Source organism: Pseudomonas sp. AM4(2022) (genome assembly GCF_036346515.1).
Taxonomy (GTDB): domain Bacteria; phylum Pseudomonadota; class Gammaproteobacteria; order Pseudomonadales; family Pseudomonadaceae; genus Aquipseudomonas; species Aquipseudomonas paracarnis.
Window position 1 is genome coordinate 102,767 of sequence record NZ_JAOTNW010000007.1, and the last position, 14,813, is coordinate 117,579.

Consider the following 14,813-nt stretch of genomic DNA (forward strand, 5'->3'; position numbering starts at 1 on the left):
GTGGGAGCTGGCTTGCCTGCGAAAGCGCCCGTTCAGTCAACCCACAACCTTGGCCTGGCGCAATGCCTCTATCCGCTCAACACCGAACCCCAGCTCCACCAACACCTCATCACTGTGCGCCCCCACCGCCACCCCAATATGCCTGGGCGCCGGCAACCCCTCAGAGAATTTCAGCGGGCAGGCCAATTGCGCTTGTGTCGAGCCATCACCCCTGGGCACCTGGCTGACCAGCTCCCGCGCCTTCAACTGCGGATGCTCCACCGCCTCACTCAGACTCAACACCGGCTCCACACAGGCATCCACCCCGGCAAACAACTCACACAACTCGTCAAAACTGCGCTTCTCGAACTCCACCTGCAACGCCTGCTTGAGCACGCCCTGGCGTTCGGGCGTCACACTGTGTGCCGCCAGTTCCGGGCGCCCCAAGGCCGCGCACAGCTGCTGCATAAACCCCGGCTCCAAACTGCCCACCGACATCCAGCGCCCATCGCGTGTGCGGTAGTAGTCATAGAAACTCCCGCCATTGAGCACATGGCTCTCCCACCCAGGCTCGACCCCGCAAGCCAGGTAACCGGCCCCAGCCATGGCGTTCAGGCTGAACGAACAGTCGGTCATGCTCACATCCAGGTACTGCCCCACCCCGCTTTGCTGTCTGGCAATCACCGCCGCCAGCAAGCCCACCACGGCATGCAGTGAACCGCCCGCCACATCCGCCAGTTGTACGCCCAGGGGCAACGGGCCGGTGTCCTGGCGCCCGGTATGGCTGGCCACGCCGGCCAGCGCCAGGTAGTTGATATCGTGCCCGGCGCGGTCCTTATAGGGGCCGGTCTGGCCGTAGCCGGTGATCGACACATAGATCAGCCGTGGGTTGATCGCCTTCAGCGCCTCATAGCCCAGGCCCAGGCGCTCCATGACACCGGGGCGGAACTGCTCAAGCAGGATGTCATAGCCCTTGACCAACTCACGCACAATCTCCAGCGCTTCGGCCTGCTTGAGGTCCAGGGCCAGGCTGCGCTTGTTGCGGTTGAGGTAGGCGTGGCTGGCCGACGTGCCACGATCATGGGGCGGCAACACACGCAACAGGTCCATCCGCGTGGGCGATTCAATACGCAGCACCTCGGCGCCCATGTCCGCCAGCATCAAGGAGGCAAACGGGCCGGGCAGCAAGGTGGAAAAATCCAACACTTTAAGGGACGCCAAGGGACCTGACATAGGGACTCCAGTTGGGTTGCGAATACCCACAGACTAGGCAGCCGGGCGCCTGCCGGCAATCGTCAGAACGATCAACCACAGTGACCGTTTTGATCACGGCGGGCTTTTTCGCGGCGGCGGCTTTATCATTGGCCGACGTTTGTTGGCAGAGTCTTCCATGAAGTTCGCGATTGCACTGTATAGCGCCGCCCACGCGCCCTCCTCGCGCCGCGCCCTGTTGTTCGCACAGGCGGCGCTGGCCGGCGGGCATGAGATTGTGCGGCTGTTTTTCTACCAGGACGGCGTGTACAGCGCGTCCACTAACATCGTCGCGCCCCAGGATGAGCAAGACATTGCGCGCCAATGGCGCGAGTTTGTCAGCCAGCACCAACTCGACGGCGTGGTGTGCATCGCCGCCGCGCTGCGCCGGGGTGTGCTTGATGCCGAGGAAGCTGCGCGCTATCAACGCAGCGCGGTCAACCTGGAAGCACCCTGGGCGTTGTCGGGTCTGGGGCAATTGCATGACGCGATTCAGGACGCCGACCGCCTGATCTGTTTTGGAGGGCCGTGACATGTCCAAATCCTTATTGGTGATCAGCCGCCAGGCCCCGTGGTCCGGGCCGAGTGCGCGGGAAGCGCTGGATATCGTGCTGGCCGGTGGCGCGTTCGATCTGCCCATTGGCCTGCTGTTTCTGGATGACGGGGTGTTCCAACTGGCGCCGAACCAAGCCGCCAAGGCCGTGCAACAGAAAGACCTGGGTGCCAACCTGCAAGCCCTGGGCCTGTTCGGCATTGACGACGTGTTCGCGTGCAGCCATAGCCTGTCCGCACGCGGGTTGCTGTCGCCTGCTAATGCCCAGGCGCTCGACAGCCAAGCCATTTCCCAGCTGATTGACCGTTACGACCAGGTGATTACCCTCTGATGTCGACTCTACATGTGGTGTCTCATTCCCCGTTTACCGACAGCCGCCTCGACAGCTGCCTGCGCATCTGTGGCGCCGAGGACGCCATCCTCCTATGTGGTGACGGTGCCTACGGCCTGCACACGCCCGCCCTGCAAACCAAAGGCGTGAAGGTGTTTGTGCTGGCCGAAGACATGCAGGCGCGCAACCTGCCGCTGCCCGACTGGGCCGACAGCGTCGATTACCCAGGCTTCGTGCAGCTGTCGATCGACTACGACAAGGTCAACACCTGGCTATGAACACCCTGACCGTAGGCGCACGCACCCTGGAACTGGATAAGGACGGCTACCTCGTCGACCTCAACGACTGGTCCGATGAAGTGGCGCATGCCCTGGCCGCTGCCGAAGCCTTGGAGCTGACCCCGGCACACTGGGAAATCCTCACCCTGCTGCGCCAGTTCTACACCGACTTCCAGCTGTCCCCCGCCACGCGCCCGCTGATCAAGTACACCGCCTTGAAACTGGGCCCGGAGAAGGGCAACAGCCTGCACCTCAACAAACTGTTCAACGGCACTCCCGCCAAACTCGCCGCCAAGCTGGCGGGCCTGCCCAGGCCGACGAATTGCTTATGACCGACTTTGCCCCCCTGACTCTCGTAACGCCCCAAGAGCATCCCTTTGCGCAGTTCGTGCGCATCCTCGGCAAAGGCAAGCGCGGCGCGCGCAACCTCACCCGTGAGGAAGCGCGGGAAGCCATGGGCATGCTGCTCGACGAAAAAGTCGAGGACACCCAGCTCGGCGCCTTCCTGATGCTGCTGCGCCACAAGGAAGAAAGCCCGGAAGAACTCGCCGGTTTCACCGAAGCCGTACGTGAGCGCCTGCACGCGCCAGCGTTGAACGTGGACATCGACTGGCCAACCTACGCCGGCAAAAAGCGCCACCTGCCGTGGTTTCTGCTGGCAGCCAAATGCCTGGCGCAGAACGGCGTGCGCATCCTGATACACGGCGGCGGCGCCCACACCGCGGGGCGCTTGTACACCGAGCAATTGCTGGACAGCTTGCAGATCCCACTGTGCCGCGATTGGCAACAGGTCGAAAGCGCCTTTGCCCACAGCAACCTGGCGTTTATCCCGCTGGGTGACTGGGCGCCACAGCTGCAACGCATGATCGACCTGCGCAACACCCTGGGCCTGCGCTCGCCTATCCACTCCCTGGCGCGCCTGCTCAACCCGCTGAATGCGCGCTGTGGCCTGCAAAGCATTTTCCACCCCGGTTACCAGGGCGTGCATCGCGATGCCAGTGGCTTGCTGGGTGATAACGTGATTGTGGTCAAGGGCGACGGCGGCGAGATCGAGATCAACCCCGACACGCTCAGTCATCTGTATGGCACCACCGGCGGCCAGAGCTGGGACGAAGAGTGGCCCGCCCTCTCCGCCCAGCGTCACGTAAAACCAGCAACGCTTGAGCCCGAGCACCTCAAAGGGCTATGGCGCGGCGACGTTGAGGACAGCTACCCGCAACTGGCGTTGATCGCCACCATGGCGTTGGCCCTGCGCGGCCTTGGCCACCCACGGCAACAGGCGTTCGAATTGGCCCAGCAGTATTGGGACGCACGGGACAAATCGATTTAATCGATCATTTACGCCGGTTCTTTGCGCTTTTAGTTCGAACTCATCCCTTTAGACTGGGCTCCAACGCTTATCAGCCAAGGAGCCAGTCATGGGTTTATTGATCGACGGACAGTGGAAGGACCAGTGGTACGAAAGTAGCGCCGATGGCGCTTTCCAACGGGAACAGGCACAACGCCGTAACTGGGTGACCGCCGATGGCGCGCCGGGCCCGAGTGGTGACGGCGGCTTCAAGGCCGAGGCCGGTCGCTATCACCTCTATGTCTCTCTCGCCTGCCCGTGGGCGCACCGCACCTTGATCCTGCGCAAGCTCAAAGGCCTGGAAAGCCTGATCGACGTCTCGGTGGTCAGCTGGCTGATGCTGGAAAACGGCTGGACCTTCGACAAGGCCCACGGCTCCAGCGGCGACAAACTGGACGGTTTCAACTTCATGCACCAACGCTACACCGCCGATACCGCCGACTACACCGGGCGCGTGACGGTGCCGGTGTTGTGGGACAAAAAGCTCAAGCGCATCGTCAGCAATGAATCGGCGGAGATCATCCGCATGTTCAACAGCGCGTTCAATGAGCTGACCGGCAATACCCTGGATTTCTACCCCCAAACCCTGCATTCGACCATCGACAGCCTCAACGAACGCATCTACCCCGCTGTGAACAACGGTGTGTACCGCGCAGGCTTCGCCACCTCACAACAGGCGTATGAAAGCGCGTTTGATGATGTGTTTACCGAGCTGGATCATTTGGAACAGCACTTGGGCAGCCATCGTTATCTGGCCGGCGAGTACCTGACCGAAGCCGATGTGCGGCTGTTCACCACGCTGATTCGTTTTGATGCGGTGTACTACAGCCACTTCAAATGCAACCTGCGGCGGATTGCCGATTACGCGAATTTGTCGAACTGGCTGCGGGAGATGTATCAGTGGCCAGGCGTGGCCGAGACAGTGGATTTCGAGCATATCAAGGGGCATTACTATGCCAGCCATCGCACGATCAACCCGACGGGGATTGTGCCGAAGGGGCCGTTGCAGGGGTTTGATATCGAGCATGATCGCCATACATTGCCCGGCAAAGGTGTGTGGAGCTGACATGAACCGCCTGTAGGAGCGAGCTTGCTCGCGAAGAACGCCAACGATAACGCAGCGCTATCAGGCAGCCCTGGGCGTCCTTGAGTGCTTCGCGAGCAAGCTCGCTCCTACAGTGGCTCAGTGTGGCGTTCAGACTTGGGACTGAGCGCCCTCGAACCACTTGAGCTTCTCACGCAACACCACCACCTCACCCACGATCACCAATGTCGGCGCATGCACTTCATGCTCCGCCACCATGCGCGGCAGGTCTGCCAGGGTGCCGGTGAACACGCGCTGGTTGGACGTGGTGCCCTGCTGGATCAGCGCCGCCGGGGTATCCGCGGCGCGCCCGTGCTTGATCAACTGCTCGCAAATGATCGGCAAGCCAATCAAGCCCATGTAGAACACCAGGGTCTGTGAGGGCCCGACCAGGTCTTGCCAAGGCAAGTCCGAGGTACCGTTCTTCAAGTGCCCGGTAATAAAACGTACCGATTGGGCATAGTCGCGATGCGTCAGCGGAATCCCGGCATAAGCCGCGCAACCACTGGCTGCCGTAATACCCGGCACCACCTGGAACGGGATGCCGTGGGCCGCCAATTCTTCGATCTCTTCGCCACCACGGCCAAAGATGAACGGGTCACCACCTTTAAGACGCAGCACGCGCTTGCCTTGCTTGGCCAGGTCGACCAGTTGCTGGTTGATCTGGTCCTGGGGCACCGCGTGATCGGCGCGACGCTTGCCGACGTACACGCGCTCGGCATCCCGACGGCACAGCTCCAGGATCGCCGGCGCCACCAAACGGTCGTACAGCACCACGTCGGCTTGCTGCATCAGGCGCAATGCGCGGAAGGTCAGCAAATCCGGGTCGCCTGGGCCCGCCCCCACCAAATACACCTCACCTGGCGCATAAGGCGGGGCGCCATTGACCTTTTCGATCAACAGGCGCTCGGCCTCCTCGCCCTGCCCGGCCAACTGGCGGTCGGCAATCGGGCCCTGGAACACTTCTTCCCAGAACGCCCGGCGTTGCTGCACATCCGGGTACAGACCTTTGACCTGAGCCCGAAAACGCGCTGCCAGCCCAGCCAATTGACCGTAGGTCGAGGGAACCCAGGTTTCCAGCTTCGCACGAATCAGACGCGCCAGTACCGGCGCGTCACCGCCGCTGGAGACGGCAATCACCAAGGGTGAACGGTCGACAATCGCCGGGAAGATCACGCTGCACAAGGCTGGCGCGTCCACCACATTGACCGGCACGCAACGACGCTTGGCATCACTGGACACTTGCGCATTCAGTGGCTCATCGTCGGTGGCCGCGATAATCAGGGTGCAACCATCCAGGTCGGCCTCCTGATAACCGCGCAACATCAGTTCCCCGCCACTGCCCAGCACCAGCTCACGCAGCTGGCTTTCGATCTGGGGAGCAACCACCCGCAACACCGCGCCGGCGTCGGCCAGCAGCCGGGATTTGCGCAAGGCAATCTCCCCACCACCGACGACCAACACACGACTGCCGCGCAGGTTATGAAACAGCGGCAGAAATTCCATTTAGCGGATGACCTCAACGCCCGCCATGTACGGCTTGAGCACCTCAGGTACACGGATCGAACCGTCCGCCTGCTGATAGTTTTCCAGCACGGCCACCAGGGTACGGCCTACGGCCAGGCCCGAACCGTTGAGGGTGTGCACCAGCTCCGGCTTGCCGGTTTCCGGGTTGCGGAAACGCGCCTGCATGCGACGGGCCTGGAAGTCACCGCAGTTGGAGCACGACGAAATCTCGCGGTATTTGTCCTGGCTCGGCACCCACACTTCCAGGTCGTAGGTCTTCACGGCGCTGAAGCCCATGTCACCTGTGCACAGGGCCAGTACGCGGTACGGCAGCTCCAGCAGCTGCAGCACGCGCTCGGCGTTGGCAGTCAGACCTTCCAGGGCTTCCATGGAAGTCGACGGCTCTACCACCTGGACCATCTCGACCTTGTCGAACTGATGCTGGCGGATCATGCCGCGGGTATCGCGACCCGACGCACCGGCTTCGCTACGGAAGCACGGGCTGTGGGCAACCAGCTTCAACGGCAGTTGCTTGGCGTCGAGGATTTCGCCGGCGACGATATTGGTCAGCGACACTTCGGCCGTCGGGATCAGGTACAGGTCGGCTTCGCCGTCGCGGCTGATCTTGAACAGGTCTTCTTCGAATTTCGGCAGTTGGCTGGTGCCCATCAACGCCGGCGCTTGAACCAGGTACGGGGTGTAGGCTTCTTCGTAACCGTGTTCGCCGGTGTGCAGGTTGATCATGAACTGCGCCAGTGCACGGTGCATGCGCGCAATCGGGCCGCGTAGCAAGGCAAAGCGTGCGCCGGACATTTTTGCCGCGGTTTCAAAATCCAGGCCACCGGTCAATTCGCCCAGGGCGACGTGGTCCTTGATCTCGAAATCGAAGGCTTTGGGCGTGCCCCAGCGGCGCACTTCGACGTTGCCGTCTTCATCTTCGCCGACCGGTACGGATTCGTGGGGCAGGTTCGGAATGCCCAGCAGGATCGAATCCAATTGGGTCTGAATGCCTTCCAACTCGACTTTGCCGTCGGACAGCTCTGTGCCCATGCGCTCGACATCCGCCATCAACGGCGCGATGTCTTCACCGCGCTGCTTGGCCTGGCCGATGGACTTGGAGCGCGCATTACGTTCAGCCTGCAGTGCTTCGGTGCGGGTCTGGACGGTCTTGCGCTGTTCTTCCAGCGCTTCGATGCGCGCAACATCCAAGGCAAAGCCACGGGATGCCAGGCGGTCCGCTACGTCCTGAAGGTTGCTACGTAACAGTTTGGAATCGAGCATGTCGGTCTCTCGTTATCAAAGTTTGGTCAAGGACAGGCCAGCCCAGGTGGCGAGCAGCCCGCCGAATACGCTGATGGCCGCATAGCCAATCGCCAGCGGCACTTGCCCGCTTTCCAGCAGGCGCACGGTATCCAGTGAAAAGGATGAAAAAGTCGTCAGGCCGCCAAGAAAGCCAACCATCAGGCCGGCACGTACCTCGACAGGCACTTCCGGGCGTAACAAAAACAGGCCGTATAACACGCCGATCAACAGGCAGCCCACGATATTAACGGCGAGCGTCGCCGTATAGAAGTGTTTCGGCCAATTGGCGTTGATCCAATTGCCGGTGGCGAAGCGCAACACCGTCCCGGCAATCCCCCCCACCGAGACGGCGACCAGCAAAGGAATCATGATTTTCTCCGCTGCCGGGGGCTCAGACGGTCGAGGGTGGCCAGGTGGTTGAGCTTCTCACCGATCTTCAGCTCCAGGCCACGGGGCACCGGCTGGTAGAACGGCTGCGGCTCCAGCTCATCGGGGAAGTAGTCTTCGCCGGCCGCGTAGGCGTCCGGCTCATCGTGGGCATAACGGTATTCGTCGCCATACCCCAGTTGCTTCATCAGCTTGGTCGGTGCGTTGCGCAGGTGCAACGGCACTTCGAGGGAGCCGTGCTCGGCGGCCGCACGCAGGGCCGACTTGAAGCCCATGTACACCGCGTTGCTTTTTGGCGCGCAGGCCAGGTAAGTGATGGCCTGGGCCACCGCCAGCTCGCCTTCCGGGCTGCCGAGGCGCTCCTGCACCTCCCAGGCGGCCAGGCACAGGCTCAGGGCGCGCGGGTCGGCATTGCCGATGTCTTCGCTGGCCATGCGCACCACACGGCGCGCCAGGTACAGTGGGTCGCACCCGCCGTCGATCATGCGCGCAAACCAGTACAGCGCGCCGTCAGGGTTAGAACCGCGTACGGATTTGTGCAGCGCGGAAATCTGGTCGTAAAAGGCTTCGCCGCCCTTGTCGAAACGCCGGCGTGTGTCACCCAGCAGGCTTTGCAACAGGTCGACGCCAATCTCGCCGCCGTCTTCGGCCAGGTCGGAGGCGTTCTCCAGCAGGTTGAGAAAGCGGCGCCCGTCACCATCGGCGGCGGTCAGCAAAATCTTAAAGCCTTCATCGCTGAGGCTCAGCTGACGCTTGCCCAGGCCCTTGTCTTCGCTCAAGGCACGGTGCAGCAGCTTTTGCATCGCCGCTTCATCCAGGCTCTTGAGCACATAGACCCGCGCCCGTGACAACAAGGCGTTGTTCAATTCAAAGGAAGGGTTTTCAGTGGTGGCGCCGATAAAGATCAGCGTACCGTCCTCGACATAAGGCAGGAACGCATCCTGCTGCGACTTGTTGAAGCGATGCACTTCGTCGACGAACAGGATCGTGCGCTTGCCGTATTGCCCGGCCTGCTGCTTGGCGACTTCCACCGCCTGGCGGATCTCCTTGACCCCGGCGAGCACCGCCGAGACCGTTTCAAAGTGCGCGTCCGAGACTTTCGCCAGCAGCCGCGCCAGGGTGGTCTTGCCCACGCCCGGCGGCCCCCAGAAAATCATCGAATGCAGCGCACCCTGCTCTAGGGCTTCGCGCAAGGGCTTGCCGCGAGCGAGCAGGTGTTCCTGACCGACGTACTCATCCAGGTTGGTCGAACGCAAGCGCGCGGCCAGTGGCTGGGCAATCGGGTCACTTCGAAACAGATCCATGGGCAGCGTTTGAAACCTCTGGGCAGTTTATTCCTGGATCACGTCGGCACCCTTGGGGATGTCGAACTTGAACTTGGACGCGGGCACCGGCTGGTTGGCCTTGACCCCGGAGAACAGGATATCGGTGCGCTGGCCGACGCTGTCGACCAGGCGCATGTTGTTGATCACGCCGTTGCCGAACGACAGGGACAGCGTGTCAAACAGCGTGTCCTTGGATTTTGGCTTGAGGGTGAACTCGATGACGTTGCTGGTCTGCTTGGAGGTGATGTCGAAGCTGTCGTTGATTTTCGACACATCCCCCGACAGCAGCAGCGCCGGGGTCTGGTTCAGGCGAGGATCGAGCTTCTTGATGGTGGCCTGCTCCAGGTCCGGGTCCCACAGCGTGACTTTCTGGCCGTCGGAAACGATGGTCTGCTCTGCCTTGCCTTCGGTATGCCAGTAGAACAACCCAGGACGCTGCACCGCCATTTCACCAGCGGTTTCCTGCAACTGGGTGCCGCCGGCATCCAGGGTCAGCTGGGAGAAGCGCGCAGTGAGGGTCTGGGATTTGTCCAACAGGTTCTTCAGGCTGGCGACGGAAGCCGGGTCAGCGTGAGCCGAAACAGCGGTCAGGGCCAGGGCCGGCAACAACAGCATGCGGATAAAGCGCATGGGAGTCCTCATTGAGTAGTCAGGGCACGCCGCGTGTTGCCACGCGGCGCGGAATCAGTCGCGCATCTGCCCGGGGGCGATGACTTCACGCGAGCCATTGGTGTTCATTGCGGTCACGACGCCAGCCATTTCCATGGCTTCGATCATGCGGGCGGCGCGGTTGTAGCCGATTTTCAGCTTGCGCTGCACTGCCGAAATCGAGGCGCGGCGGCTTTCCAGTACGAAAGCCACGGCTTCGTCGTAGAGCGCGTCGGTTTCAGCATCATCGTCGCCACCGCTGCTGCCACCGTCGAAGCCGCTGCCGGCCTCTTCCACGCCAGCGAGAATGTCGTCGTTATATTCCGGCGCGCCGCGCAGTTTCCAGGCTTCGACCACACGGTGGACTTCGTCATCGGAAACAAAGGCGCCGTGAACGCGAATCGGCAGGCTGGTCCCCGGCGGCATGTACAGCATGTCACCGTGGCCCAGCAGTTGCTCGGCGCCACCCTGGTCGATGATGGTGCGCGAGTCGATCTTGCTGGAGACCTGGAACGCCATGCGCGTCGGGATGTTGGCCTTGATCAGGCCGGTGATCACGTCCACCGACGGCCGCTGGGTCGCAAGGATCAAGTGGATACCCGCCGCCCGCGCCTTCTGGGCGATACGGGCGATCAGCTCTTCAACCTTCTTGCCGACGATCATCATCATGTCGGCAAATTCATCGACCACCACCACGATAGTCGGCAGCTTGGTCAGCAGTGGTGCTTCATCGTGAATGCTTTCGCGCTTGTACAGCGGGTCGGTCAACGGTGTGCCGGCGTCCTGGGCTTCCTTGACCTTGGCGTTGAAGCCCGACAGGTTACGCACGCCCATCTTCGCCATCAGCTTGTAGCGGCGCTCCATCTCGGCAACGCTCCAGCGCAGGGCGTTGGCGGCGTCCTTCATGTCGGTGACCACCGGGCACAGCAAGTGCGGGATGCCTTCGTAGATCGACAGTTCCAGCATCTTCGGGTCGATCATGATGAGCTTGGCGTCATCCGGCCCGGACTTGAACAGGATCGACAGGATCATGGCGTTCACACCCACCGACTTACCGGAACCGGTGGTACCGGCTACCAGCAGGTGCGGCATTTTCGCCAGGTCGGTAATCACCGGCTTGCCGCCGATGTCATGGCCGAGCGCCAAGGTGACCGGCGATTTGAAGTTGTCGTATTCCGGCGTCGACAGCACTTCGGAGAACCGCACGATCTGCCGGTCTTCGTTGGGGATCTCGATACCCACGGTGGTCTTGCCCGGGATCACTTCCACCACGCGCACGCTGGTCACCGCCAGGGAACGCGCCAAATCTTTGGCCAGGTTGGAAATGCGGCTGACTTTTACCCCGGCGGCCGGTTGGATTTCGTAACGGGTAATCACCGGGCCCGGATGGATCGAGTCCACCGACACTTCGACGCCGAATTCCTTGAGCTTGATTTCCAGCAGGTGGCCGACAGCCGCCAGGGATTCGGGGGAATAGTTGAGTTGTTTCTTTTCGGCCGGGTCCAGAATCGAGATCGGCGGCAAGGTGCCTTCGACGGCGCTGTCGATAAACAGCGGTGCCTGCTTCTCTTTTTGCACGCGATGGCTGGGCTCTGGCGCCTTGGGCGGTGCCGGGGCAATCACGGGCGGCACCTGCTTTTCACGGTCCGACATGTGCTTGCTCAGGGCCTGCTCGCGCTCAATCAAGCGCTCCTTGACCTTGGCTTGCTCGCGCCGGTCCGGCGTGCTGGGGGCCACCACCTCGTTGACACGGGTGTCGACCTCACGCAGCTGCGCAACCATTTGCTTGCGCTCGACACGGGCGGCCCACCAGCGGTTGGCGGCGCCCTGGAACAATTCGAACAGGTCGAGGGTGATCTTGCCGGTCACGTCCATCACCTTGAACCATGACAGGTCGGTGAATACCGTGAGGCCGAACAGGAACAGCGCGATGAACATCAGGGTGCTGCCCTGGATATTCAGGGTCCTGCGCGCCAGGTCGCCAAGGCTTTCGCCCAGGGCCCCGCCCGCGCCCGCCGGCAAGCCGGTCGGTGCATGGAAGTGGATATGCGCCAGCGCCGCGCCCGACAGCACCAGGAACACCAGGCCGATCAGGCGCCAGGAGAACAGCCAGCCGCTCCACTGCCACGGCTCGTGACGCTGGCGGAAGATCTGCCAGGTCTTGATCGCCAGCAACAGCGGGAAAATGTAGGCGAAGTAACCCAGGATCATGAAGAGGATATCGGCGCTGTAGGAACCTACAGGGCCGCCGAAATTCTGCACGTCATCGATCTTGCTGTTATGGCTCCAGCCCGGATCGTCCTTGCCATAGGTGAGCAAGGCCATCATCAGGAACAGGCACAGCGCACCGATGGCAATCAGTGCGCCTTCCTTGAGTCGGTAATGCAGGTGCTGGCGCCAGGCCGGTACGACTGCTGCTTTAGGTGCTGCGGCGGATTTCTTCAAAACGGGTCTATTCCTGCGCCTTTAGCGCGTCCATCTGTTGAATGACTACACACGACTGCTCTATCCGGAACAGTTGAAAAATGAACGAATGTTGCTGAATCTACTTTTAACACCCGGTGACGGATAGGTGAAATGGCGATAACGCCACAATGGCCGCATTGTACGGGTTTGCGTGCGCGATGCCACACACTTGCCCTTCACCTGACTGCACGGACAATTTGAGCATGCATTGCCTTTGCTGACAAAGGCTTATGAGCTGTATTTAGCAATCCAGGCAAGCTTGGCAAATGGCCGGCATGCGCCAGACCCGATTACGACCACACCCTGTGTGCAGAGTTGCAGAAACACCCGCTCATGCTAATCCTCGTTAATAGCCTATTCGGGCTGGCCCCGTGGCGCCGGGTCGTCAATAATCAACGCTTGCGGTGCAGGTGCTGACCTGCCACTCCCCTCCCCTTCCGTAAGCCTGGATGCCATGCTGACCTGGTTACAACGCGACACCCTGACGTTCCCACCTTTGGCCAAGGCCATGCGCGAACCCAACGGCCTGCTCGCCGCCGGTGGCGACCTGTCGGCCGAACGACTGATCCAGGCCTACCGCCATGGCTGCTTCCCCTGGTTCTCCGAAGGCCAGCCTATCCTCTGGTGGTCACCCGACCCTCGCACAGTGATATTCCCCGACGAGTTGCATGTTTCCCGCAGCCTGGGCAAGTTATTGCGCCAGCAGCGCTATACCGTGACCTTCGACCAGGATTTCGCCGCCGTCATACAAGCCTGCGCCGCGCCCCGTGCCTACGCCGATGGCACCTGGATCACCGAAGGTATCCAGAAGGCCTACCTGGAGCTGCACCAGCGCGGCTACGCGCATTCCGTCGAGGTCTGGGACCAGGGCGAACTGGTGGGCGGCCTGTATGGCCTGGCGATGGGCCAGTTGTTTTTTGGCGAGTCCATGTTCAGCCGCGCCGACAATGCCTCCAAATTCGGCTTCGCCACGTTGACTCGGCAACTGCAAGCCTGGGGATTTGTGCTGATCGATTGCCAGATGCCCAACGATCACCTGCACAGCCTGGGTGCCCGCGGCATACCGCGCAGCGTCTTCGCTGACTTCTTGCATAAACATCTGGACCAACCCAACGCCGGGCCGTGGGTTTCCTAGGCGACTTTCGCGCACGTGGCTTACACTTATTTCAAAGCTTATCCCGAGGGTTGATCATGACCGAGCTGGCGCGCTTGAAGTTCTATGCCACTCAAGCCCACTCTTGCAGCTATCTGCCCGACGAGCAGGCCACCACGCTGTTCCTCGATCCCAGCCAGCCCATGGACGTGCATGTGTATGCCGACCTGTCCGAGATGGGCTTTCGACGCAGCGGCGATCACCTGTACCGCCCCCATTGCCAGAACTGCAATGCCTGCGTGCCTGCGCGCATCCCGGTTGCGCAGTTTTCGCCTGACCGTAACCAGAAACGCATTCTCAAGCGCAACGCCGACCTGACCGTGCACGCCACCAACCCCCAATACAGCGAAGAATATTTCGATCTCTACCAACGCTATATCGAGCAGCGTCATGCCGACGGCGATATGTATCCGCCCAGCCGCGACCAGTTTTCCACGTTCCTGGTGCGTGACCTGCCCTTTTCGCGCTTCTACGAGTTCCGCCTCGACGGCCGCCTGCTGGCCGTGGCGGTGACTGACCTACTGCCCAACGGCCTCTCGGCGGTGTACACCTTCTATGAACCGACCGAAGAACGCCGCAGCCTCGGGCGCTTCGCCATCCTCTGGCAAATAGGCGAAGCGCTGCGCCTTGAGCTGGAAGCCGTGTACCTCGGATACTGGATCAAGAACTGCAAAAAGATGAACTACAAGACCCAATATCGGCCCATTGAGCTGCTGATTAATCAAAGATGGGTCACGCTTAACTAGAACCCCTTGGCTTGAACACCCTTTTTCGGGCACAATGCACGCCGCTTTTGCCTGGCGCAGTTGCACCGGGCCATTCACTGGATACCGAGGGCTTTACTGCATGTCGAAAGAAGACAGCTTCGAAATGGAAGGCACTGTCGTCGACACCCTGCCCAACACCATGTTTCGTGTGGAGTTGGAAAATGGGCACGTCGTAACCGCGCATATCTCCGGCAAGATGCGCAAGAACTACATTCGTATTCTTACCGGTGACAAAGTGCGCGTCGAGCTGACGCCCTATGACTTGAGCAAAGGGCGCATCACTTACCGCGCTCGCTAAGCAAGTCAATACAAAACGCCCGGTTATGCCGGGCGTTTTTGTGTGCGCAGAATTTATAGAGGCTGCAAAACAACTGTAGGAGCGAGCTTGCTCGCGAAGAACTCAAGGACAACGCAGTGAATCAGACAGCATGCGTT

Annotated in this window: 16 protein-coding genes; 9 read left to right on the forward strand and 7 right to left on the reverse strand. The window is 61.3% G+C overall.

Annotation, left to right across the window (positions count from 1 at the left end):
- Positions 1-36: 36 nt before the first annotated feature.
- Positions 37-1,212, reverse strand: coding sequence for a CaiB/BaiF CoA transferase family protein (locus ODQ19_RS11760; protein WP_116665240.1), 1,176 nt, complete (start codon positions 1,210-1,212; stop codon positions 37-39).
- 157 nt (positions 1,213-1,369) lie between these two features.
- Between ODQ19_RS11760 and tusD the strand changes: the two genes are divergently transcribed.
- From tusD to ODQ19_RS11790, 6 genes are all read left to right on the forward strand, one after another.
- The gene (gene tusD / locus ODQ19_RS11765) at positions 1,370-1,762 is read left to right on the forward strand and encodes a sulfurtransferase complex subunit TusD (protein ID WP_116665239.1); all 393 of its coding nucleotides are present in this window, start codon (positions 1,370-1,372) and stop codon (positions 1,760-1,762) included.
- A 1-nt stretch (position 1,763) separates the two neighbouring features.
- Positions 1,764-2,114: a sulfurtransferase complex subunit TusC gene (gene tusC, locus ODQ19_RS11770; RefSeq protein WP_116665238.1), complete on the forward strand. Its 351-nt coding sequence runs from the start codon at positions 1,764-1,766 to the stop codon at positions 2,112-2,114.
- Positions 2,114-2,392 (forward strand): sulfurtransferase complex subunit TusB, encoded by a 279-nt coding sequence (gene tusB, locus ODQ19_RS11775; protein ID WP_054898293.1) that lies wholly within the window; start codon positions 2,114-2,116, stop codon positions 2,390-2,392. Before tusC ends, tusB begins: the two co-directional genes overlap by 1 nt.
- A complete protein-coding gene (locus tag ODQ19_RS11780) occupies positions 2,389-2,724 on the forward strand; it encodes a TusE/DsrC/DsvC family sulfur relay protein (RefSeq protein WP_330210108.1) in 336 nt (111 codons plus the stop codon). Before tusB ends, ODQ19_RS11780 begins: the two co-directional genes overlap by 4 nt.
- Positions 2,721-3,722 carry a glycosyl transferase family protein gene (locus tag ODQ19_RS11785; protein ID WP_330210109.1) on the forward strand — a complete coding sequence of 334 codons (1,002 nt, stop codon included), beginning with the start codon at positions 2,721-2,723 and terminating at the stop codon, positions 3,720-3,722. Before ODQ19_RS11780 ends, ODQ19_RS11785 begins: the two co-directional genes overlap by 4 nt.
- An 88-nt stretch (positions 3,723-3,810) precedes the next feature.
- Positions 3,811-4,806, forward strand: a complete 996-nt coding sequence (locus ODQ19_RS11790) for a glutathione S-transferase family protein (RefSeq protein ID WP_330210110.1) — start codon at positions 3,811-3,813, stop codon at positions 4,804-4,806.
- A 129-nt stretch (positions 4,807-4,935) separates the two neighbouring features.
- On the opposite strand, the gene cysG is transcribed toward ODQ19_RS11790, so the two are convergent.
- Genes cysG through ftsK form a run of 6 tightly spaced genes read right to left on the reverse strand, consistent with a single transcriptional unit; the run spans position 4,936 to position 12,437 of the window.
- The gene (cysG, locus tag ODQ19_RS11795) at positions 4,936-6,330 is read right to left on the reverse strand and encodes a siroheme synthase CysG (RefSeq protein WP_330210111.1); all 1,395 of its coding nucleotides are present in this window, start codon (positions 6,328-6,330) and stop codon (positions 4,936-4,938) included.
- Positions 6,331-7,611, reverse strand: a complete 1,281-nt coding sequence (serS, locus tag ODQ19_RS11800; RefSeq protein ID WP_186607985.1) for a serine--tRNA ligase — start codon at positions 7,609-7,611, stop codon at positions 6,331-6,333. It lies immediately after the preceding gene.
- Positions 7,612-7,626: 15 nt separating this feature from the next.
- Entirely contained in the window at positions 7,627-8,001 is a 375-nt protein-coding gene (gene crcB / locus ODQ19_RS11805) for a fluoride efflux transporter CrcB (protein ID WP_330210112.1), read from the reverse strand.
- On the reverse strand, positions 7,998-9,323 hold the full coding sequence (locus tag ODQ19_RS11810; RefSeq protein ID WP_014718899.1) for a replication-associated recombination protein A: 1,326 nt from the start codon (positions 9,321-9,323) through the stop codon (positions 7,998-8,000). Before ODQ19_RS11810 ends, crcB begins: the two co-directional genes overlap by 4 nt.
- Positions 9,324-9,350: 27 nt before the next feature.
- Positions 9,351-9,974 (reverse strand): outer membrane lipoprotein chaperone LolA, encoded by a 624-nt coding sequence (lolA, locus tag ODQ19_RS11815; RefSeq protein WP_003174700.1) that lies wholly within the window; start codon positions 9,972-9,974, stop codon positions 9,351-9,353.
- 54 nt (positions 9,975-10,028) lie between these two features.
- A complete protein-coding gene (gene ftsK / locus ODQ19_RS11820) occupies positions 10,029-12,437 on the reverse strand; it encodes a DNA translocase FtsK (protein WP_003192084.1) in 2,409 nt (802 codons plus the stop codon).
- 475 nt (positions 12,438-12,912) lie between these two features.
- Here ftsK and aat point away from each other — a divergent pair, with 475 nt between their 5' ends.
- The 3 genes from aat to infA all read left to right on the forward strand — a co-directional run bounded on the left by aat (position 12,913) and on the right by infA (position 14,676).
- A complete protein-coding gene (aat, locus tag ODQ19_RS11825; protein ID WP_034127879.1) occupies positions 12,913-13,593 on the forward strand; it encodes a leucyl/phenylalanyl-tRNA--protein transferase in 681 nt (226 codons plus the stop codon).
- 56 nt (positions 13,594-13,649) lie between these two features.
- Positions 13,650-14,357 carry an arginyltransferase gene (locus tag ODQ19_RS11830; protein WP_056783685.1) on the forward strand — a complete coding sequence of 236 codons (708 nt, stop codon included), beginning with the start codon at positions 13,650-13,652 and terminating at the stop codon, positions 14,355-14,357.
- 100 nt (positions 14,358-14,457) lie between these two features.
- Positions 14,458-14,676, forward strand: a complete 219-nt coding sequence (gene infA / locus ODQ19_RS11835; RefSeq protein ID WP_002553999.1) for a translation initiation factor IF-1 — start codon at positions 14,458-14,460, stop codon at positions 14,674-14,676.
- Positions 14,677-14,813: the final 137 nt, after the last annotated feature.

What these genes read in the sequence shown, in the direction of transcription:
- ODQ19_RS11790 (WP_330210110.1), top strand. Translation starts at nt 3,811, where the DNA reads ATGGGTTTATTGATCGACGGACAGTGGAAGGACCAGTGGTACGAAAGT.
- ODQ19_RS11810 (WP_014718899.1), bottom strand. Translation starts at nt 9,323, where the DNA reads ATGGATCTGTTTCGAAGTGACCCGATTGCCCAGCCACTGGCCGCGCGC.
- infA (WP_002553999.1), top strand. Translation starts at nt 14,458, where the DNA reads ATGTCGAAAGAAGACAGCTTCGAAATGGAAGGCACTGTCGTCGACACC.
- tusC (WP_116665238.1), top strand. Translation starts at nt 1,764, where the DNA reads ATGTCCAAATCCTTATTGGTGATCAGCCGCCAGGCCCCGTGGTCCGGG.
- ODQ19_RS11785 (WP_330210109.1), top strand. Translation starts at nt 2,721, where the DNA reads ATGACCGACTTTGCCCCCCTGACTCTCGTAACGCCCCAAGAGCATCCC.
- tusB (WP_054898293.1), top strand. Translation starts at nt 2,114, where the DNA reads ATGTCGACTCTACATGTGGTGTCTCATTCCCCGTTTACCGACAGCCGC.
- ODQ19_RS11830 (WP_056783685.1), top strand. Translation starts at nt 13,650, where the DNA reads ATGACCGAGCTGGCGCGCTTGAAGTTCTATGCCACTCAAGCCCACTCT.
- ODQ19_RS11760 (WP_116665240.1), bottom strand. Translation starts at nt 1,212, where the DNA reads ATGTCAGGTCCCTTGGCGTCCCTTAAAGTGTTGGATTTTTCCACCTTG.
- serS (WP_186607985.1), bottom strand. Translation starts at nt 7,611, where the DNA reads ATGCTCGATTCCAAACTGTTACGTAGCAACCTTCAGGACGTAGCGGAC.
- crcB (WP_330210112.1), bottom strand. Translation starts at nt 8,001, where the DNA reads ATGATTCCTTTGCTGGTCGCCGTCTCGGTGGGGGGGATTGCCGGGACG.
- aat (WP_034127879.1), top strand. Translation starts at nt 12,913, where the DNA reads ATGCTGACCTGGTTACAACGCGACACCCTGACGTTCCCACCTTTGGCC.
- tusD (WP_116665239.1), top strand. Translation starts at nt 1,370, where the DNA reads ATGAAGTTCGCGATTGCACTGTATAGCGCCGCCCACGCGCCCTCCTCG.
- lolA (WP_003174700.1), bottom strand. Translation starts at nt 9,974, where the DNA reads ATGCGCTTTATCCGCATGCTGTTGTTGCCGGCCCTGGCCCTGACCGCT.
- cysG (WP_330210111.1), bottom strand. Translation starts at nt 6,330, where the DNA reads ATGGAATTTCTGCCGCTGTTTCATAACCTGCGCGGCAGTCGTGTGTTG.
- ODQ19_RS11780 (WP_330210108.1), top strand. Translation starts at nt 2,389, where the DNA reads ATGAACACCCTGACCGTAGGCGCACGCACCCTGGAACTGGATAAGGAC.